This window comes from Mesorhizobium sp. WSM4976, from assembly GCF_029625685.1.
Classification (GTDB): domain Bacteria; phylum Pseudomonadota; class Alphaproteobacteria; order Rhizobiales; family Rhizobiaceae; genus Mesorhizobium.
The window spans coordinates 26,284-44,050 of record NZ_JARTVT010000014.1; the positions used below are offsets into that span (position 1 = coordinate 26,284).

A 17,767-nucleotide genomic window follows, 5' to 3' on the forward strand; every position below is an offset into this window, starting at 1 on the left:
CAATCAAGGAGCGACGCGAAGCGCGAGGACAAAAGATGAGGCGCGGCGCCCGGTCAACCGAAGGAGGGATCAACCGAGATAGGGGTAAAGCGGGAAGCGATCGGTCAGCGCCGTGACCTTGGCCTTCACCGCGGCCTCGACCGCCGCATTGCCTTCGTCGGAGTTCGCCACTTTCAGCCCATCCAGCACCTCGGCGATCAGCTTGCCGATCTCGCGGAATTCGGCCTGGCCGAAGCCGCGCGTGGTGCCGGCCGGCGTGCCGAGACGCACGCCCGACGTCACGAACGGCTTTTCCGGATCGAACGGGATGCCGTTCTTGTTGCAGGTGATGTTGGCGCGGCCGAGCGCTGCTTCCGCGCGCTTGCCGGTGGCGTTCTTCGGGCGAAGGTCGACCAGCATCAGGTGATTGTCGGTGCCGCCCGAGACAATATCGAGGCCGGTCTCCTGCAGACTGGAGGCCAGCGCCTTGGCGTTGGCGACGATGCTTTCGACATAGGTCTTGAAGCTCGGCTTCAGAGCCTCACCGAACGCCACCGCCTTGGCGGCGATGACATGCATGAGCGGGCCGCCCTGCAGTCCCGGGAACACCGCCGAATTCATCTTCTTGGCGATTTCCTCGTCGTTGCACAGGATCATGCCGCCGCGCGGGCCGCGCAGCGACTTGTGGGTCGTCGTGGTCACGACATGGGCATGGGGCAGCGGCGACGGGTGCACGCCGCCTGCGACGAGGCCGGCGATATGCGCCATGTCGACCATGAGATACGCGCCGATCGAATCGGCGATCTCGCGGAAACGCTTCCAATCCCAGATGCGCGAATAGGCGGTGCCGCCGGCCAGGATCAGCTTCGGCTTCGTCTCATGCGCGGTCTTCTCGATCGCGTCCATGTCGAGCAGGTGGTCGTCCTTGCGCACGCCATAGGACACGACCTTGAACCACTTGCCACTCATGTTGACCGGCGAGCCGTGCGTGAGGTGGCCGCCCGAATTCAGGTCGAGGCCCATGAAGGTGTCGCCTGGCTGCAGCAGCGCCAGGAACACCGCCTGGTTCATCTGGCTGCCCGAATTCGGCTGGACGTTGGCGAAGTTGCAGCCGAACAGCCTCTTGGCGCGCTCGATGGCGAGTTCCTCGGCCACGTCGACGAACTGGCAGCCGCCATAGTAGCGCTTGCCCGGATAGCCCTCGGCATATTTGTTGGTCATGATCGAGCCCTGCGCTTCGAGCACGGCGCGCGACACGATGTTTTCAGACGCGATCAGCTCGATCTCATGGCGCTGGCGGCCAAGCTCGTTGCGGATGGCGCCGAAGATTTCCGGATCGGCGTCGGCAAGCGTGGTCTCGAAGAAGGATTCGAATTTACTGGAGGCTGCCGCTGCATTTGACATGGCTTGCTTTCCCTTGGGGCCGGAGGTCTGCGAGGTCGCCGCGCATTAACACAGTTGTTTTCGGGCCGCCACGTTTGCGGCGCGAAATTTGCTGGCCGGTTTGCGCCAAGACGGACCCGTGCGACTCTAATCCCGCGGCTCGCGGCCCCTGAGGATCGCTTCGGAGAAGGTGATCTCGGTCAACAGCTTGCGCGCCGTACGGTCATTGATTTCGCCACGGCGCAGCATCGCCTGCAGTTCGGCGCGCTCGGCCTCGATGCCGGCAAGCCTGACTTCAAGCTCGACCCGGCTGGATTCGCGCGCCTCGGTGCGCGCTTCATCGGCGCCGTCGGAGAGCGAGACGCGGCGCCGGTAGATCGATGCGACACTCTCGGCAATGGCGAGCTTCATCTCAGCCATCTCCCCCTCGTTGCCGTCACTGGCCAGGCCTTCAATTCTGGCAATGGCCGCGTTGGCGGCGCCGACCCGGGCCCTGCGCTCTTCGGCCGCGCCCGGGTGTTCGCCCGGTTCGACCAGACCGCGCGCGACCGCCGGCAAGGCAAGGCTGGCAATCGCCAGCGAGCAGATGATGACGCCGGCGGCGAGGAAGATCACGAGGTCGCGAGCCGGAAAGGGCGTGCCGCCCTGCAAGGTGAGCGGCAAGGACAAGACGCCGGCCAGCGTCACGGCGCCGCGCACGCCGGCGATCGAGCCGGCGAGCCTGACACGAAAACCGAAGGGATCGGCCTTCCGCTTGCCGAACCGCGCGGCAAGCACGGCGCCGGTGTCGCCGATCCAGATCCAGATGAAGCGCAGGCCGATCAGGCAGAGCGTAAGCAAGAGCACGGTCAATGCCGGCTCGAAAAGCCAGTGGCGGGCGGTCAGTTCCGGCGGCACGTTCCGGATGATGTCCGGCAGCTGCAGGCCAAGCAGGATGAAGAGCGAGCCGTTGAACATGAAGATCAGCATCGACCAGAGCGAAATCGTCTGGATACGTGCCGAAACCGCCATGTGGCGGACGATGCCGGAATATCCGGTCAAAAGCCCGGCCGTCACCGCCGCCAGGATGCCGGAAGCGCCGAAATGCTCGGCGAGCAGATAGGCGACGAAGGGCAGCAGCACCATGACCAGCACCTGCGTTTCGGCCGGCGTGCTGGTCATGCGGCTGAGCATCTGCAACGACTTCGCGGCGATGAACAGCGCCGCGATACCGGCGAGGATGCCGATCGCCACCGCGACGAGGAAGCTCATGCAAGCCGCGGCGAACGAAAAGCTGCCGGTCAGCGCCGCCGCGACGGCGAACCGGAACATCACCAGGCCGGACGCGTCGTTGAGCAGCGACTCGCCTTCCAATATGTGCATCAGCCGCGCAGGAACGAGATTGCGGTCGACGATCGAGGACACGGCGACCGCGTCGGTCGGCGACAGCACGGCGGCCAGGGCGAAGGCGACAGCCAGCGGAATGCTCGGCACCAGCCAATGCAAGGCGTAGCCGAAACCGACGATGGTGAAGAAGACCAGCCCGAGCGCGAGGTCGAGGATCGGGCCGCGGAGTGCCACCAGCTCACGCTTCGGCGCCGAAAAGGCGTCGCCGAACAGAAGCGGCGGGATGAACACCAGGAGAAAAAGCTCCGGATCGATCTCGACATGTAGGCCGCCTGCCGGCCAGGCAAGGGCCGCGCCGATGGCGATCTGCAGCACAGGCAGCGGCACGCGGACCAGCCGAACCAGCGCGCCCGAAACGGTGACGAAGGCGAGCACAACGAGGATGAAGACGGCGACGTCCATGGCGTGTTCTAGGCGCGCATTGCCCAAACGAAAAAAGGGCCGCTGCTGGAGCGGCCTTTTTCGTGTTATATCATTGCTTACTGAGCCGAGCTGATCTGCAGCTCGGTGGCGCCATCAAGCGCGTAGATGTCGTCGCGGAACTGCACGACGCCGGGAGCAGTCGACCAGGCCGATAGATAGAGGAAGTGGACCGGCACCGGGTTGACGACCTGGATCGGCGTGTTCTCGCCGGTCTTGATCGCCGCCTCGAAATGCTGACGGTCCCAGCCGGGGGTGTCGCGCAGGATCCAGGTGACGAGGTCGCGCACATTCTGGACGCGCACGCAGCCCGACGAGTCGAAACGCATCAGCTTGCCGAACAGGCTCTGCTGCGGCGTGTCGTGCATATAGACGCCGTCCGGGCTCGGAAAGTTGATTTTGACCGAGGCCATGGCGTTGTTGTTGCCCGGATCCTGGCGGAAACGGTATTTCGCGGCATCGTCCGTCGACCAGTCGATGGTCATCGGGTCGACCTCGCTGCCGTCCGGCGCGAACAGGCGGATGTGGCTGTCCTTGAGGTAATTGGGGTCCTTCCGCATCAGCGGAATGATGTCCTTGCGCACGATCGAGACCGGCGCGTTCCAATACGGATTGACGATGATCTCGTTGATCTTGGAGTTCACGATCGGCGTCTGGCGGTCGATCTTGCCGACGATCGCGGTATGGCGAAGCACGACTCGGTCGTTCTCGACCGCTTCGACCTGGGCCGCCGGAATGTCGACCAGCACATAACGGCTCCCGAGCGTGCCGGCCTTTTCCTTCAGGCGCTGCAGGTTGGTCTGCAGCTGGCCGAGCCGGATCTGCGCCGAAACGTTCATTGCGGTATAGGTGTATTTGCCCATGGCGCCGTCGGCCGGCAGGCCATGGCGGAGCTGGAAGCGCTTCACCGCCGAGTCGACATAGGAATCGAAGGCCGTCGAGATGCCGGCGCTCTGCGGCAGGTCGCCCGAGACCATCAGGCGCTTGCGCAGCGGCACGACATCCGGGTCGTCGTCGCCGAGCTGCAGTTTCTTGGTCGCCGGAACCTGTTCCCAGCCGCCCTGCGAAACGATGTTCTGGTACTGGGCCACGGCCTGCTCGGTGAAGGCCACCGTCTGCTGGCTGAAGATCGGCAGCGTCGAGGCGACCTTGTTGGTGTCGTTGGCGCGGGCGTCAAACTGGTCGTCCCAATTGCCGCGCGTCGAGGATTTCAGGATATCCCCGACCACATCCTGGGCGCTCGCATGGCCGGCGACCACGGCGGCGGCGAGCGCGGAGGCTCCAGTAAGGAAGAAACGGCGGCTGGTTCTCATGGCAGACATTCTTTGCTTAATCGCTCTCGCTCAATCGCTTGCCGGGCGGCTTTGTCCGCACTCTAGGGTCGGCAAACTTAACAATTCGCCAACCATGACCCCGCTTCACCGGCTGCCAGAAACGCGCTGCCGCCACGCAGGTTCCAAGGAGCGCAGGGCATAGGCCCGCAGCGTCACCCGTAATCCGCTTCCACCGCGATTATGGCGGCAACGTGGCCTTCGCCCGCGATTTGCTCGGGGCGGGAAGCTGAAAGAAATGGGTGCGATGCCTTTTTGCATCGGCGGGATGCCAGCGCGCCCTTGCGAAGTCGCGCCCCTCCCGTCAGGCACGCAGCTTCAACGCGCGCGGAGCGATGGTCAAATTCCAGTGGATGCCGCCTTCGCAAAAAGGAAAGGACCGGCGCGATCGGCTCCGGCCCCCTACTCTCTCCCCTTGGCCGCGCTTCTTCGGCGCGGCTTTCCCGTCCCAATTCGTGGCGCTTACATCCGATACGCGATGGTGTCGTTCCAGAAGCGGTCGAGGCGCTGCAGAGCGCGGTTCATCTGCTTGAACTCGTCGGTGTTGATGCCGCCGACCGCTTCGATCGAGCCGACATGGCGCTCGTAGAGGCCGGCGACGACGTCGGCCACCTCGTTGCCCTTCGGCGTCAGCGAGACGCGGACCGAACGGCGGTCGATGCGCGAGCGCTGGTGGTTGATGAAGCCGAGGTCGACCAGCTTCTTCAAATTGTAGGAGACGTTCGAGCCGAGATAGTAGCCACGCGAACGCAGCTCGCCGGCGGTCAGCTCCGAATTGCCGATGTTGAAGAGCAGCAGCGCCTGGATGGCATTGATGTCGGAACGGCCGTTGCGGTCGAACTCGTCCTTGATCACGTCAAGCAGACGGCGGTGCAGACGCTCCACCAGCTGCAGCGATTCCATGTACAGCGAGCGGATAGCCTCGCGGCGATCGTCGGATACGTTTGCGGTCTTCGCCGCCGGACGCGAATTGATCATTGTCTTTGCCTCTCGTTTGTCGCCTTGGTGATTTTTTGTTTTTCACCTTGATCGCGACACTATCGAATACTCATAAAATTCGACTTAAACGCCAGGGCTAACAAGAGCTTACCGGTAAGAGGTTTCGGAAGACGCTTAACGATCGGTCACCCGAGCAAGAACAATTAACCTAAAGATTTAGCCAACGGATTTTGCAGTGAAATCTGGCCGCGAAACCGGCCCAAGAAGACAGGGCACGAGACCTCGTCGGCCTATTGGCGAAGCTGGCGCTTCTGCAGCCAGATGGTGACGCGGAAAACGATATAAAGCAACGCCACGCTGGCATGCGAGATTACAATCAGCAGCCGATGACCGAAGAGGTTCGGGAAACCGGCATACATCACCGTCTCGGTCACCGCGCAGATGAACCAGATTACCGGCCCCCAGGAGGCCAGCATCCAAAGCCCCGCCGCGGCGAAGGGGAAAAAGACGGCAAGCGTGGCCGCAGCCACCTGCCAGTGCACCGGCATCAGGTCGAAGCGCCACAATTCGCCCGGATAAATGCCGATCAGGCGGATCCAATAGAGGATGCCGAACAGGAGGCAGTAGCCGGCGATCACACGCTGGAACCAGGCGAAGATGACTTCGGTGGTCGAGGGCTGCAGAACCACCCGCCTGGAGGTTACCTCGCTCACAGTGCCAGTTCCTTATCCCCGAGCGGCGCAAAATAAGCGTCGACCTCGGCGGTGCTGACCTCATCCAGGCTCGCCGGGCGCCACTCGGGTGTCGCCCCCTTGTCGATGATGGCGGCGCGGATGCCTTCGTAGAAATCATGGCCGGCCAGCATGCGGTTGAGGATGCGGAATTCCATCTTCATGCATTCGTCCATCGACAGCGTCGATCCTGCGCTGATCTGGCGCCAGGCGACGTTGAGGCTGGTCGGCGAGCGGGTTTTTAGGGTCGCCAGCGTCTTTGCGGCGAAAGCGTCTTCCGCCCCTGCCCGCTCCAGGCTGTCGACGATGCCGGCGAGCGAGCCTTGCGAAAAATGGCGCGCGATCGCTTCCAGGTCCTGCCGCTCGGTCTCGCGTTTTACGGGCACGAAGAAATCGCGCAGCTCCGCATTGGCGTCACCGCTCGTCGCCAACTCGTCGAGCAGGCCCGCCTGGTCTTCGGCCTTCATGGTGTGGGTGGCGAGCCCCGACCACAGCGCGTCGCCATGGCGGATGCGGTTTCCCGTCAGCCCGAGATACATGCCAAAGGAGCCGCCGAGGTCCGGCAGCAGGTGGCTGGCGCCGACATCGGGGAAGAAGCCGATGCCCACCTCGGGCATGGCGAACTGCGCGTTTTCGGTCAGCACGCGATGCGAGCCGTGAAAAGAAATGCCGACGCCGCCGCCCATGACGATGCCGTCGATCAGCGCGACATAGGGTTTCTTGAAGCGCGCGATGCGGGCGTTCAACCGATACTCGTCGGCGAAGAAGTCGACAGGCGGCTTGCCGGCGCGGCCCGCCTCATAGATGTGCAGGATATCGCCGCCGGCGGAGAACGCCCTGCCCTCGGCCTTGACCACGACCACGCCGACGGCCGGATCCTGCTCCCACGCGTCCAGCGCCTTGCCGAGTGCCTTGACCATGTTGTGCGTGACGGCGTTGAGCGCATTCGGCCGGGTCAATGTGACCACGCCCGCCCTGCCCAGCCGCTCGAAGCGGATCTCGTCGCCTCCGCCAAAATCCATCGTCAGAGAATCCTCCCCCGCGCTTGCGGGAGGTGAAGTGCTAAAGGCGGCATGGAGACGCGTCAATGGTGGTGGTCCAGGGGCAGCGTTCCTTGCGCTGGCGGGCGGCCGCGCCAGATGTTAGGTAACCGGCAAAGCACTATGCCCGCACCCGACTGGTTTTCGAGCAGATCGACATGCCTGGAATTTCCCGCTTCGTGCTTGGATTGGTCGGTCTCCTGTGCCTTGGGGTGCCCGTCCGCGCTGCGACGCCCTCCGAGCTTTACCAAGCGCAAACGATCGTCACCGGCACCGGAGAGGAGAACCGGCAGATCGGTTTCAAGGATTGCCTCGACAAGGTGCTGGTCAAGGTCTCGGGCGATCAGCGGGTGACGCAGAAGGCGGAGATGCTGGCGCTGCGCGAGAAGGCGGCCGATTTCGTCGTATCCTTCCGCTACCACGACCGGCTCGAGGGTATTCCGGTCCATGACGAGCAAGGCACGCATGACCGGCCGCACGACCTGACCTGCCTCTACAAGCCCGCTGTCGTCGACAAGCTGCTGGCGCAGCTCGGCAGCAGGCCCTGGGTCGGCGAGCGGCCGCCGATCGCTGTGTTCATGACCGCCGAGCAGGGCGCGCGGCATTTCTTGCTGACGCAAGACGAGCAGCGCGGCGACGCGATGCGCGAATCCTTCGCCAGCGCCGCCGGTCCGCTGCTGATGCGCGTCACCTTTCCAAGAACCGGGCAACTTGGTGGCGTCGATGAGAAGGCGCTTTCTGGAGCTGACATCACAAAGCTCGACAGACTGGCGAAGAAGGCGGGAGCAGCCCGGGCGCTCGCCGGCAGCATCGTGTGGAGCGACAAGGAACTCGGCTGGATCGCCGACTGGTGGCTGGCCGATCGCGGCAAGATCTATCGCTGGCAGGTGCGCGGCGTCAGCTTCGACGAGGCGTTCCGGGTGGCGATCAGGGGCGCGGCGCAGATCCTGTCGGGGCACGGGCAGCCTTAGGGCAGGTTGATATTCAGGTGATGCCGGTCTGCAAACGGCGGCTTCCTGCGTTTTCGGTGCTCGCGTACCCGGATCTACGCTCCGCTCCGGTTCTCGGAACCCGCCATTTTCGGCTCGGCCTGATCTGAATCTCAACCCACCCTGCGTCGGAGCGAGGCTGGCACAATCGTGTCGCATTGGTCAGCGGCCAAGACGCGTGGTAAAAGCCGGCCCAAAAGAGAGTTTCGGCGATGAACAAATTCACCCCCGCAAAGCCTGCCGGCGCGCGCAGCGTCGACGAGATCACCGGCAGCCGGCGGCTCAGGCGCATGCGCAAGGCCGATTGGTCGCGACGGCTGGTGCAGGAGAACCAGCTTTCGGTGAACGACCTGATCTGGCCGATCTTCGTGGTTGACGGCAAGAACATACGCGAGCCGATTGCCGCCATGCCAGACGTCTATCGCCTCTCTGTCGACCTCGCGGTCAAGGAAGCGGAACGCGCCGCCAAGCTCGGCATTCCGGCGATCGCTACCTTCCCCAATGTCGAGCTTGCGCTGCGCGACCAGACCGGCTCGCATATCCTCGACCCCGACAATGTCATCAACCGCACGACGCGGGCCATCAAAGATGCGGTGCCGGAGATCGGCATCATTACCGATGCCGCGCTCGATCCCTTCACCAGCCACGGCCATGACGGCATTCTGCGCGACGGCATCATCGTCAATGATGAGACGGTGGAGCAGGTCGCTGCGGCGGCCGTCATACAGGCCGCCGCCGGCGCCGACATCATCGCGCCGTCCGACATGATGGACGGCCGCATCGGCGCCATCCGCGACGCGCTGGACGCCAGCGGTTTCCAGGACGTGGCGATCATGTCCTACGCGACGAAGTTCGCTTCTGCCTTCTACGGCCCGTATCGCGAGGCGGTCGGCACCGCCGGCCTGCTCAAGGGGGACAAGAAGACCTATTACATCGACCACGCCAATTCCGACGAAGCGGTGCGCGAGGCCGAACAGGACCTCGCCGAGGGTGCCGACATGCTGATGGTGAAGCCCGGCCTGCCCTATCTCGATATCATCCGCCGGCTGAAGGACGAGCTGCAGATGCCAACTTTCGCCTATCAGGTCTCGGGCGAATATTCGATGATCAAGGCAGCCGCAGCCAATGGCTGGATCGATGGTGAGAAGGCGATGCTTGAATCATTGCTTTCACTGAAGCGCGCCGGCTGCGATGGCGTGCTGACCTATTTCGCGCCGACCGTGGCGGAGATGTTGCGGGGCTAAGCCCGCCTTTCGAACAACGCCGCCATCAGCTTTCGATCTGTCGACGCTGGCGACAGTTCCCTTTGTGGTCGTAGTCAGTTGACTTCACCAGCGTGTAGAAGAAGTCATTCGATCTGACAACAACCGTTTGCAATCTGCAATCGGTTACGCTACTCGATAACTGCTTGCAAAAGACAATTGGTTGTGGAGAGGGATCATGTCCAAGCTGCGTATCAACGCTTTCACCCTGTCACTCGACGGATACGGCGCCGGTCCCGATCAAACGCTTGAACACCCGCTCGGCGTGGGGGGCGAAAATCTGCACAAATGGATGACCAAGACCCGCGCGTTTTACCAGATGATCGGCAAGGAAGGCGGAACAACGGATACGGATGACGATTTTGCGGTGCGCAGCTTCGAGAATGTCGGCGCATGGATCCTCGGCCGCAACATGTTCGCGCCGAGCCGGGGCCCATGGCCGGACGACAACTGGAAAGGCTGGTGGGGTCCCAACCCGCCCTACCACGTGCCGACCTTTATTTTGACGCATCACAAGCGCGCGCCGATCGAGATGGAAGGCGGGACGACGTTCTATTTCGTCACCGACGGCATCTACTCGGCTCTCGAACAGGCGAAGGCGGCCGCCGGCGGCAAGGATGTGCGCGTCGGCGGCGGCGTTTCGACCGTCCGGCAGTATCTGCAGGAGAGCCTGATCGACGAGATGCACCTGGTTGTGTCGCCGCTTCTGCTCGGCTCGGGCGAGCATCTGTTCGCCGGGCTCGACATGCTGAAGCTGGGATACACCTGCACCGGGCAGGTGGCGACCGCCGATGCGACGCATGTGATGATCGGACGGGCGTAGGCTAGGCTCTCCCCCTTGTGGGAGAAGGGGAAGATGGCTCAATATTTCTCCGGCACGTAAAGCTCGCGCGGCAGCACCTGACGCTCATAGGAGGGGTTGAAGACGCGCTCCGGCAGCGTGATCTCCTCATGTGGCACGTCTTCATATGGCACCTGTTGCAACAGGTGGTCGATGCAGTTCAGCCGCGCGCGCTTCTTGTCGTTGCCCTCGACGATGAACCAGGGCGCCTCCTTGATGTTGGTGCGGGCGAATGTCTCTTCCTTGGCCTTGGTGTACTGCTCCCAGCGCACGCGTGACTGCAGATCCATCGGCGACAGCTTCCACTGCTTCATCGGGTCATGGATGCGCATCAGGAAGCGCATCTGCTGTTCCTCGTCGGTGATCGAGAACCAGTATTTCACGAGCGTGATGCCGGAGCGGACCAGCATGCGTTCGAATTCCGGAACGTCGCGGAAGAACTCCTCGACCTGATCCGCATTGGCAAATCCCATCACCCGCTCGACGCCGGAGCGGTTGTACCAGGAGCGATCGAACAGCACGATCTCGCCGCCGGCGGGGAGATGCGGCACGTAGCGCTGGAAATACCATTGCGACTTTTCGCGCTCGGTCGGCGCCGGCAACGCCACCACGCGCGCGATGCGGGGGTTGAGCCGCTGCGTGATGCGCTTGATGACGCCGCCCTTGCCGGCGGAGTCGCGGCCCTCGAAGATCACCACCAGCTTCTTCTTGTGGTAGGCGACCCAGGACTGCAGCTTGATCAGTTCGGACTGGAGCCTCAGCAGCTCGCGAAAGTAGGTCATCCGCTCGATGGAAGGCGGATGCGACTTCTTGTAGATCTTGGCGATCTCGAGCGAGAGCGCCGGTTCGGAAAGCTCCAGCTCATAGTCCTCGTCGAGCGTGTCCTCGAGCTCGGCTTCGAGCCAGTCCTTCCCCCCGGAATTCGGATTCACCTCATTCATCGCGCAGCTCCGTCGCCTGTCAGCCATCACCGCTTCGGAATTGCGCCGCGGCTCCGGCCGGATACGCCACTCCGTAAGCCGACTGAGATACAGAGGCGCGATGACGGTTTTATTGCAAGGCGATCAGCCCAGCCTCGATAGAAGATATGTGATCGGCCCGTATCGATAGCGGGGCGACAAGCAGCTCAAATTGTCCTACAAATCCCCTTGCCTCTTTGCCGCGCCCGCTGCGGCGGCTCTCCAAAACAAAATCGCGAGGACCCGACATGGAATACCGCACCCTTGGCCGCTCCGGCCTCAAGGTTTCGACATTGACCCTCGGCACCATGACCTTCGGCGGCACTGGCCCGTTCGCCGCTGTCGGCAACTCCGATCTTTCAGAAGCGAGGCGCATCATCGATACCTGCATCGATACCGGCATCAACCTCATCGACACCGCGAATGTCTATTCGAACGGATTGTCGGAGGAGATCATCGGTGAGGCGCTCGGCGGCAAGCGCAAGAACGACGTGCTGATCGCGTCCAAGGCGCGCATGCGCATCGGCACAGGCCCAAATGACGAGGGTCTGTCGCGGCACCATCTCATTCGGGAATGCGAAAAGAGCCTGAAGCGGCTCAGAACCGATGTCATCGACATCTATTTCGTCCATCAGTGGGACGGGCTCACCCCGGTCGAGGAGACGATCGCGGCGCTCGACACTTTGGTCAACCAAGGCAAGATCCGCTACATTGGCTGCTCCAACTGGTCCGGCTGGCAGGTGATGAAGGCACTTGCCGCCAGCGACAGCCGCCACCAGGCCCGTTTCGTCACCCAGCAGATCCATTACACGCTGGAAGCGCGCGAGGCCGAATATGAACTGCTGCCGATCTCGGTCGACCAGGGCCTAGGCGTGCTGGTCTGGAGTCCGCTGGCGGGCGGCCTACTCTCCGGCAAATATCATCGCGACAGCCCGACCGCGCGCCAGATCGGCGGCTGGACGGAGCCGCCGATCCGCGACGAGGACCGGCTGTGGCGCATCGTCGACGTGCTCAACGAGATCGGCAAGGCGCGCGGCATTTCAGGGGCGCAGGTGGCGCTGGCCTGGCTGCTCGGCCGTCCGGCCGTCAGCTCACTCGTGATCGGTGCCCGTAACGAGACGCAGCTCAAGGACAATCTCGCCGCGGCAAGCCTTTCCCTCACCGAAGAGGAGCGGCAACGCCTTGACGCGGTCAGCCGACCGCCGGTGCTGTACCCCTACTGGCACCAGCAGTTCACGGCCAGGGACCGTTTCGGGTCTGCCGACAAGGTGCTCGACCGCTCCCACGCCTAGAGCGCGGCCGAACCTAGCCGGCGATAAAGCGCCAGACTTCCGCGTCGGGCTTGATCTGCCCGCTCAGCACGAAATACTTGTAAAGGACGAGCAGCGAGATCGCCTGCTCGTCCTGCTCATTTCCGAATTTGAGGCAATAGTCGTTGGCGGCGGCGGTTATCCGCTCTGCCTCGGCGGGGTGTTTTTCGAAATAGGCAACCTTTTCGACAAGGTCGGAGAAATCCCGCTGCAGGGGCACATAATGGATGTTGGGCTCGACCTTAGCCTCGGCAAACCAGGTTTCGTAGGTCGGTTCTGGCATCAGGCAAAGCGAATTGGAGCTCATGATCCATTTCAGGTTCGTCGCGACATCGTTGCCCTCCAGCGAGACGATGTAGCGATAACGCCGCTGCTGCTCGATGTTCAGGAACGGCTTGCGGTATCCGTCCGGCGCATCGGCCCTGTGGGACCCCGCATCGCAGATCGGCAGGCTGGCGGCCATTTCGACGAAGCGGGTGCGGATCGGATTGTTCAGATGACCGCGCCACACCACCATCGGGCGCTTGGCTGCGAAAGGCAGGCTGTCGGGGGGCATGTGGAAGTGGCGGAACTTGTTCAGCTTCATCAGCACGCCATTGGCGTTGTCGTCGCCGATGGGCCGGTCCTTGACGATCCTCGGAACCTCCGGAACGCCGACGACATCGCCGAATTCGAAATCGATCAGCAGGCCGGAATCGAAGTAACGCGCGAATTCCTTGAGGTCGTAGTAGTACATGCTGGAAGAGGTCGGCAGCTCGCCGACGGCTATGGCGTCGGGACTGGGCGCGAACGGCTCTTCCAGCTTGTTGTAATAGTTCAGCCGGTCGCGAACCGTCTTGCCTGAAAGCCGGGCCTGTTCCAGCCGGCGGGCCAGGCGGTCGCGGAACAGGGACTGCGGTGCGCGGTCACGCGCGAAATTGCGCGCGTAGTAGAACAGCTTTGCGGCGGTTCGAGAGAGTGTGGCCATGCGTCCGCGAGTTCAGCAAGATGGTCAATGGTAATCTGCCTTCATCCCCCTCGTCTCCTACAGCATTCTCTCGGCCATGTTGCAAGCCTGCTAATGCGAATGGCCACACGACAACTTACGCCGCGACGACGGCGAAGCCTCTGGCGCGCAAGCCGCGCCGGTCGTCATGCAAGGAGCTGACAAGCCGATCGCGACTGCCCCCGATGTGAGCCGAAAGCATCCGTGCCGCTTCCTCGGCATCGCCGTTTCTGACGGCGGCGAGGATGGCGTGGTGCTCGGCCCAGGCGCGGCCAAGCGCCTGCTCGTCCCGCACTTCCAGCCAACGCGCCCGCGACAGCCTGGTCATCGCATCGCGTACCGCCCTGAGCAGGAACTCATTGCCGGAAAGCCTCGCCAATTCGATGTGGAAATCCATTCCGACGCGATGCCACTCCTCGCGCGGTGTTTCCGCATCGCAGGAATCGAGCATGGCAGCGATCACATCGATCCCGGCGCGGTCCTCGAGCGCCGCCGTCAGGCGGACCGCCGCGACCTCGACCGCCTCGCGGTAGACGGCGATCTGCCCGAGTTCGGCCAGATTGATGGGCGCCACCGTCCAGCCGCGGCCATCGCGACCGATCAGCCCTTCGGTTTCGAGGCGCAGCAATGCGGCCCGCACTGGCGTGCGCGAGGCGCCGAACCGGCTCTCGATCCAGCGCTCGGTCAGCCGCTCGCCCGGGCCGATCTCCAGGCCGAGGATCATCTCGCGAAGCTGCCGTTCGACATTTTGCATCTGCGACATTTGTCGTCCCGCTCTCCAAAGCCGCATTGACAAGCAGCAACTGCCAGGTCCATCAGAATACCAACTTGGTATCCCATTTTGGTATCCGCAACAACCTTGCATTGGCACGCGTGACATGACGCCTAACGAATCCGGACAGAGCGGCTTGAACATGCACTGGCGGCGCAATCTCGCCGTCTGTTTCGCAGGCTCTTTCAGCACGCTCATCGCCATGACGTTGCTTCTTCCGTTCCTGCCGCTCTACGTCGAGCAACTCGGCGCCGAAGGCCACGCGGCGATCGTGCAGTGGTCGGGAATCGCCTATGGTGCGACCTTCTTCGCGGCGGCGCTGGTTGCGCCCTTGTGGGGCCGACTGGGCGACCGCTACGGCCGCAAGCTGATGCTGGTGCGCGCGTCTTTCGGCATGGCGATCTGCATGTCGCTGACCGGCATGGTGCAGAGCGTGTGGCAACTGGTGCTGCTGCGGCTGCTGATCGGCTTTGCCGGCGGCTATTCGTCGGGTTCCACGATCCTGGTGGCGATGCAGACGCCAAAGGAGCGCTCGGGCTGGGCGCTGGGCGTGCTTGCGGCGGGCATCACTGCCGGCTCGCTGGTCGGACCGCTGCTGGGCGGCCTCCTGCCGCCGCTGATCGGCATCCGCGCGACTTTCCTGCTCTCCGGCGCCGTCATATTCCTTGCGTTCCTGGCGACGACTTTCCTGATCAAGGAAAGCACCCCGGCGCGCAAGCCGGTCTCGGCGGCGAAGCCGAAAAGCGGCTGGTCGCAGATTCCCGACAAGCGGCCGATCGTCGCCATGCTGGCCACGGGCATGTTGCTCGCCTTCGCCACCATGTCGATCGAGCCGATCATTACCGTCTATGTGCAGCAACTCATCGAGGACCAGAGCAAGGTGACCATGGTCGCCGGCGTTGTCATGTCGGCGGCGGCGCTCGGCACCATCCTGTCCTCATCCTGGCTGGGTAAGCTTGCCGACCGCGTCGGCCACTGGAACGTCGTGGTCGGCGCCCTTGCCGTCTCGGCCTTACTGCTCATTCCGCAAGCCCTCGTCACCAATGGCTGGCAATTGATCGGCCTGCGCTTCCTGATGGGCCTGGCGCTGGGTGGCCTCTTGCCCTGCATCACCAGCGTCATCCGCCACAACATCCCCGACGGGATCGGCGGCAACGTGCTTGGCCTGGCGATCTCCGCGCAATATGTCGGCCAGGTCGCGGGACCGCTGTCGGGGGGCTTCGTCGGGGGCCATTTCGGCATGCGATCGGTGTTTCTGGGCACAGCGGTGCTGATGGCGCTGGGTGCGGCCTACAACTGGATTGTCCAATCGCGGCGGGCGCGGCATATGCTGCTGGAGGCCGGCGAGTCCTGATCGGCCTTCCGCCCAACCGCCATGGAGCATCCAGGATGAGCCTCACCGGGCAAGCATCGGACAGCGGGAGCCGCGTCCTCGTGGTGGCAGCCGGTCTCGTCGGCGCGGCCGGCGTGGCGTTGTCGGCGGCGGCGGCGCATCGCGGCGGCGCCTTTACCGGCACTGCCGCCAATTTCCTCCTCATGCATGCGCCGGCCTTTCTTGCCATCGGTCTTGCCGGCGGCAACCGTTGCCTCAGGATCGCCAGCCTCGTGCTGCTCGCGGGCCTGCTGCTGTTCTGTGGCGATCTGCTCGCCCGCGACTTTCTCGGCTCGCGGCTGTTCCCGATGTCGGCGCCGATCGGCGGCACCCTTTTGATTGCCGGCTGGGTGGCGATTGCCGTGTCGGCGCTGTGGCGCTCGCGGTCATAGCCTGTTTCCGGCGACTACTTTCCGCCGCCACGCCGCTTCCGCTTGCGCGCGGGCGGTTCGCCGGCGCGGCGCCGTTCAGGCTGCTCGGCTCCGGGCGTGATGCCCCAGTAGTTGCGATAGATGTCCTGAAACAGATGGCCGATCGGATGCATGATCGCTTCTCCTTCAATGTTTGAATCGCTCCAATACATGGATGCGAAAGATGATTGCGGCTCAGCCGCGATTGCGCTCCACAAGGAAGCGCGGCTTGCGGCGCCAGGGACTCAAATTGCCGCGCCGCTTCTGACTGACGGCGGCTGAGGCGATGCACCAATCGTTGCGGTAGATATCCTCGAACAAATAGCTCACCGGATGCATGAAACCCTCCTGCCGACCGCCCCGCTGCGAAGCGGAAATTATTGGATCGATTCAAATCATATTCCTCAATCGCGGGACGTCAAGCAGAATTTGAATCGATCCAACAAAAATGTTAGGTGACCGGCGACAATTCAGCGGTCATGGTCGTGCCGTGACCGGATTCGGAGGAACGACATGGCTTCACTCCTTGAAGGCCAGGCAAGGCCGATCAGGCTCGCGGACATCGCCAGGGCCGCCGGCGTCTCGCATGGCACGGCCTCGAATGTCTTCAGCCGGCCCGAGATCGTGCGCGCTGAAGTGCGTGAGCGGGTCAAGGCGGTGGCGGAGCAGATGGGCTATGCCGGGCCGGACCCGAAAGGCCGGCTGCTGCGCGCCGGCAAGGTCAACGCCATCGGCGTCGCAACCACCGAGCCCCTCTCTTATTTCTTCGACGATCCGTTCGCGCGCGCGATGATGGGCGGCATTTCAGAAGCCTGCGATGCCACCGGCGCGGGCATCGCGCTGGTGTCGGCGGCCAACCAGGAGAAGCTTGCCTGGAATATCCAGAGCGCGCTTGTCGACGGCTTCATCTTGTTCTGCATTGAAGGCGGCTCGCGCCTTGTCGACCTGACGCGCGAGCGAAGGCTGCCCTTCGTGGCGCTGGAACTCGGCTTCCAGGACGAGACCGTCTCGGCCATCGGCGTCGATAACGTCGCGGGCGCAAGACTCGCGGCGCGCCATCTCGCCGAGCTCGGCCATCGCCGTTTCGCGGTGCTGTCGCTGGCCTTTGCCGACGGCCGCACCGGCTTCGCCACGCCGGACATCGTGCGCGGCGCGCTCTACACCGGAACACGTGATCGCCTTGCCGGCTATTTCGAGGAGCTTGCCCGCTTCGGCGTTGATACGACGAAAATCCCAGTCTACGAGACCGAGAACGACGAAAAAAGCACCAAGGCCGGCCTCGAGGCGATCTTCGCCAAGGATGAACCGCCAACCGCCATCCTGGCGATGTCGGACCGCATGGCCCTGATCGCCATCAACTGGCTGACCGCGCGGGGCATCAAGGTGCCGCAGGATGTCTCGATCGTCGGTTTCGACGGCGTGCCGGACGGCGCGCTGTGCACGCCCGGGCTGACCACGATCGCCCAGCCGATCACCGAGATCGGCCGCCGCGCCGCGCGCATGATCCTCGACCATGACGGCGCGGTGCGGCGCGAGACCATGGGCGTCGAGCTGATCGTCAGGGCCTCGACCGGCCCGGCCCGCAAAGGATAGGGCGTTTCACCGTTTCACGGAAACGGTGAACGTCCTACCTTCTTGTCTTTAGGCAATTCCGGACG

General features: G+C 63.5%; 18 protein-coding genes. 7 read left to right on the top strand and 11 right to left on the bottom strand.

All coding sequences use genetic code 11. The features are described 5' to 3' along the window. Positions 1 to 69 precede the first annotated feature (69 nt). From glyA to P9272_RS18130, 6 genes are all read right to left on the bottom strand, one after another. A complete protein-coding gene (gene glyA, locus P9272_RS18105; protein ID WP_278161568.1) occupies positions 70 to 1,383 on the bottom strand; it encodes a serine hydroxymethyltransferase in 1,314 nt (437 codons plus the stop codon). A gap of 126 nt (positions 1,384 to 1,509) precedes the next feature. Beyond that, positions 1,510 to 3,150: a Na+/H+ antiporter gene (locus P9272_RS18110; RefSeq protein ID WP_278161569.1), complete on the bottom strand. Its 1,641-nt coding sequence runs from the start codon at positions 3,148 to 3,150 to the stop codon at positions 1,510 to 1,512. A gap of 77 nt (positions 3,151 to 3,227) precedes the next feature. Further along, a complete protein-coding gene (locus P9272_RS18115; protein ID WP_128260416.1) occupies positions 3,228 to 4,481 on the bottom strand; it encodes a L,D-transpeptidase family protein in 1,254 nt (417 codons plus the stop codon). 480 nt (positions 4,482 to 4,961) lie between these two features. Further along, positions 4,962 to 5,477 (bottom strand): MarR family winged helix-turn-helix transcriptional regulator, encoded by a 516-nt coding sequence (locus P9272_RS18120; RefSeq protein ID WP_040983294.1) that lies wholly within the window; start codon positions 5,475 to 5,477, stop codon positions 4,962 to 4,964. A 251-nt stretch (positions 5,478 to 5,728) separates the two neighbouring features. Next, a complete protein-coding gene (locus P9272_RS18125; protein ID WP_278161570.1) occupies positions 5,729 to 6,151 on the bottom strand; it encodes a DUF6163 family protein in 423 nt (140 codons plus the stop codon). After that, complete coding sequence (locus P9272_RS18130) at positions 6,148 to 7,191, bottom strand: enoyl-CoA hydratase/isomerase family protein (RefSeq protein WP_278161571.1); 1,044 nt, start codon at positions 7,189 to 7,191, stop codon at positions 6,148 to 6,150. Before P9272_RS18130 ends, P9272_RS18125 begins: the two co-directional genes overlap by 4 nt. A 176-nt stretch (positions 7,192 to 7,367) precedes the next feature. Between P9272_RS18130 and P9272_RS18135 the strand changes: the two genes are divergently transcribed. The 3 genes from P9272_RS18135 to P9272_RS18145 all read left to right on the top strand — a co-directional run bounded on the left by P9272_RS18135 (position 7,368) and on the right by P9272_RS18145 (position 10,283). Then, positions 7,368 to 8,180: a DUF2066 domain-containing protein gene (locus tag P9272_RS18135; protein WP_278161572.1), complete on the top strand. Its 813-nt coding sequence runs from the start codon at positions 7,368 to 7,370 to the stop codon at positions 8,178 to 8,180. A gap of 230 nt (positions 8,181 to 8,410) precedes the next feature. Then, positions 8,411 to 9,442 (top strand): porphobilinogen synthase, encoded by a 1,032-nt coding sequence (gene hemB / locus P9272_RS18140; protein WP_128260420.1) that lies wholly within the window; start codon positions 8,411 to 8,413, stop codon positions 9,440 to 9,442. A 196-nt stretch (positions 9,443 to 9,638) separates the two neighbouring features. After that, complete coding sequence (locus P9272_RS18145) at positions 9,639 to 10,283, top strand: dihydrofolate reductase family protein (protein WP_278161573.1); 645 nt, start codon at positions 9,639 to 9,641, stop codon at positions 10,281 to 10,283. Positions 10,284 to 10,321: 38 nt separating this feature from the next. Here the strand turns inward: P9272_RS18145 and ppk2 are convergent, their stop codons facing one another. Continuing rightward, positions 10,322 to 11,242 carry a polyphosphate kinase 2 gene (ppk2, locus tag P9272_RS18150; protein ID WP_278161574.1) on the bottom strand — a complete coding sequence of 307 codons (921 nt, stop codon included), beginning with the start codon at positions 11,240 to 11,242 and terminating at the stop codon, positions 10,322 to 10,324. Positions 11,243 to 11,508: 266 nt separating this feature from the next. Between ppk2 and P9272_RS18155 the strand changes: the two genes are divergently transcribed. Next, positions 11,509 to 12,552 (top strand): aldo/keto reductase, encoded by a 1,044-nt coding sequence (locus P9272_RS18155; protein WP_278161576.1) that lies wholly within the window; start codon positions 11,509 to 11,511, stop codon positions 12,550 to 12,552. A gap of 13 nt (positions 12,553 to 12,565) precedes the next feature. Here P9272_RS18155 and P9272_RS18160 read toward each other — a convergent pair whose 3' ends face one another. Both P9272_RS18160 and P9272_RS18165 read right to left on the bottom strand, forming a co-directional pair. Further along, positions 12,566 to 13,537: a glycosyl transferase family 90 gene (locus tag P9272_RS18160; RefSeq protein WP_128260424.1), complete on the bottom strand. Its 972-nt coding sequence runs from the start codon at positions 13,535 to 13,537 to the stop codon at positions 12,566 to 12,568. Between the two features lie 115 nt (positions 13,538 to 13,652). Further along, a complete protein-coding gene (locus P9272_RS18165; RefSeq protein ID WP_128260425.1) occupies positions 13,653 to 14,318 on the bottom strand; it encodes a GntR family transcriptional regulator in 666 nt (221 codons plus the stop codon). Positions 14,319 to 14,433: 115 nt separating this feature from the next. On the opposite strand from P9272_RS18165, the gene P9272_RS18170 reads away from it, so the two are divergent. Then, positions 14,434 to 15,681, top strand: a complete 1,248-nt coding sequence (locus tag P9272_RS18170) for an MFS transporter (RefSeq protein ID WP_278161577.1) — start codon at positions 14,434 to 14,436, stop codon at positions 15,679 to 15,681. Positions 15,682 to 15,716: 35 nt separating this feature from the next. After that, a complete protein-coding gene (locus P9272_RS18175) occupies positions 15,717 to 16,091 on the top strand; it encodes a DUF423 domain-containing protein (RefSeq protein WP_128260427.1) in 375 nt (124 codons plus the stop codon). A gap of 14 nt (positions 16,092 to 16,105) precedes the next feature. On the opposite strand, the gene P9272_RS18180 is transcribed toward P9272_RS18175, so the two are convergent. Together P9272_RS18180 and P9272_RS18185 are read right to left on the bottom strand one after the other, a co-directional pair. After that, on the bottom strand, positions 16,106 to 16,243 hold the full coding sequence (locus tag P9272_RS18180; protein WP_278161578.1) for a hypothetical protein: 138 nt from the start codon (positions 16,241 to 16,243) through the stop codon (positions 16,106 to 16,108). Positions 16,244 to 16,304: 61 nt separating this feature from the next. Beyond that, the gene (locus P9272_RS18185) at positions 16,305 to 16,448 is read right to left on the bottom strand and encodes a hypothetical protein (RefSeq protein WP_278161579.1); all 144 of its coding nucleotides are present in this window, start codon (positions 16,446 to 16,448) and stop codon (positions 16,305 to 16,307) included. A 174-nt stretch (positions 16,449 to 16,622) separates the two neighbouring features. Between P9272_RS18185 and P9272_RS18190 the strand changes: the two genes are divergently transcribed. Then, a complete protein-coding gene (locus tag P9272_RS18190) occupies positions 16,623 to 17,702 on the top strand; it encodes a LacI family DNA-binding transcriptional regulator (RefSeq protein ID WP_278161580.1) in 1,080 nt (359 codons plus the stop codon). The last annotated feature ends 65 nt before the right edge of the window (positions 17,703 to 17,767 follow it).

Coding starts and splice junctions, on each gene's coding strand:
- P9272_RS18180 (WP_278161578.1), bottom strand. CDS start 16,243: ATGCATCCGATCGGCCATCTGTTTCAGGACATCTATCGCAACTACTGG.
- P9272_RS18145 (WP_278161573.1), top strand. CDS start 9,639: ATGTCCAAGCTGCGTATCAACGCTTTCACCCTGTCACTCGACGGATAC.
- P9272_RS18120 (WP_040983294.1), bottom strand. CDS start 5,477: ATGATCAATTCGCGTCCGGCGGCGAAGACCGCAAACGTATCCGACGAT.
- P9272_RS18165 (WP_128260425.1), bottom strand. CDS start 14,318: ATGTCGCAGATGCAAAATGTCGAACGGCAGCTTCGCGAGATGATCCTC.
- P9272_RS18155 (WP_278161576.1), top strand. CDS start 11,509: ATGGAATACCGCACCCTTGGCCGCTCCGGCCTCAAGGTTTCGACATTG.
- P9272_RS18170 (WP_278161577.1), top strand. CDS start 14,434: ATGACGCCTAACGAATCCGGACAGAGCGGCTTGAACATGCACTGGCGG.
- P9272_RS18185 (WP_278161579.1), bottom strand. CDS start 16,448: ATGCATCCGGTGAGCTATTTGTTCGAGGATATCTACCGCAACGATTGG.
- ppk2 (WP_278161574.1), bottom strand. CDS start 11,242: ATGAATGAGGTGAATCCGAATTCCGGGGGGAAGGACTGGCTCGAAGCC.
- hemB (WP_128260420.1), top strand. CDS start 8,411: ATGAACAAATTCACCCCCGCAAAGCCTGCCGGCGCGCGCAGCGTCGAC.
- P9272_RS18135 (WP_278161572.1), top strand. CDS start 7,368: ATGCCTGGAATTTCCCGCTTCGTGCTTGGATTGGTCGGTCTCCTGTGC.
- P9272_RS18110 (WP_278161569.1), bottom strand. CDS start 3,150: ATGGACGTCGCCGTCTTCATCCTCGTTGTGCTCGCCTTCGTCACCGTT.
- P9272_RS18115 (WP_128260416.1), bottom strand. CDS start 4,481: ATGAGAACCAGCCGCCGTTTCTTCCTTACTGGAGCCTCCGCGCTCGCC.
- P9272_RS18130 (WP_278161571.1), bottom strand. CDS start 7,191: ATGGATTTTGGCGGAGGCGACGAGATCCGCTTCGAGCGGCTGGGCAGG.
- P9272_RS18190 (WP_278161580.1), top strand. CDS start 16,623: ATGGCTTCACTCCTTGAAGGCCAGGCAAGGCCGATCAGGCTCGCGGAC.
- P9272_RS18175 (WP_128260427.1), top strand. CDS start 15,717: ATGAGCCTCACCGGGCAAGCATCGGACAGCGGGAGCCGCGTCCTCGTG.
- P9272_RS18160 (WP_128260424.1), bottom strand. CDS start 13,537: ATGGCCACACTCTCTCGAACCGCCGCAAAGCTGTTCTACTACGCGCGC.
- glyA (WP_278161568.1), bottom strand. CDS start 1,383: ATGTCAAATGCAGCGGCAGCCTCCAGTAAATTCGAATCCTTCTTCGAG.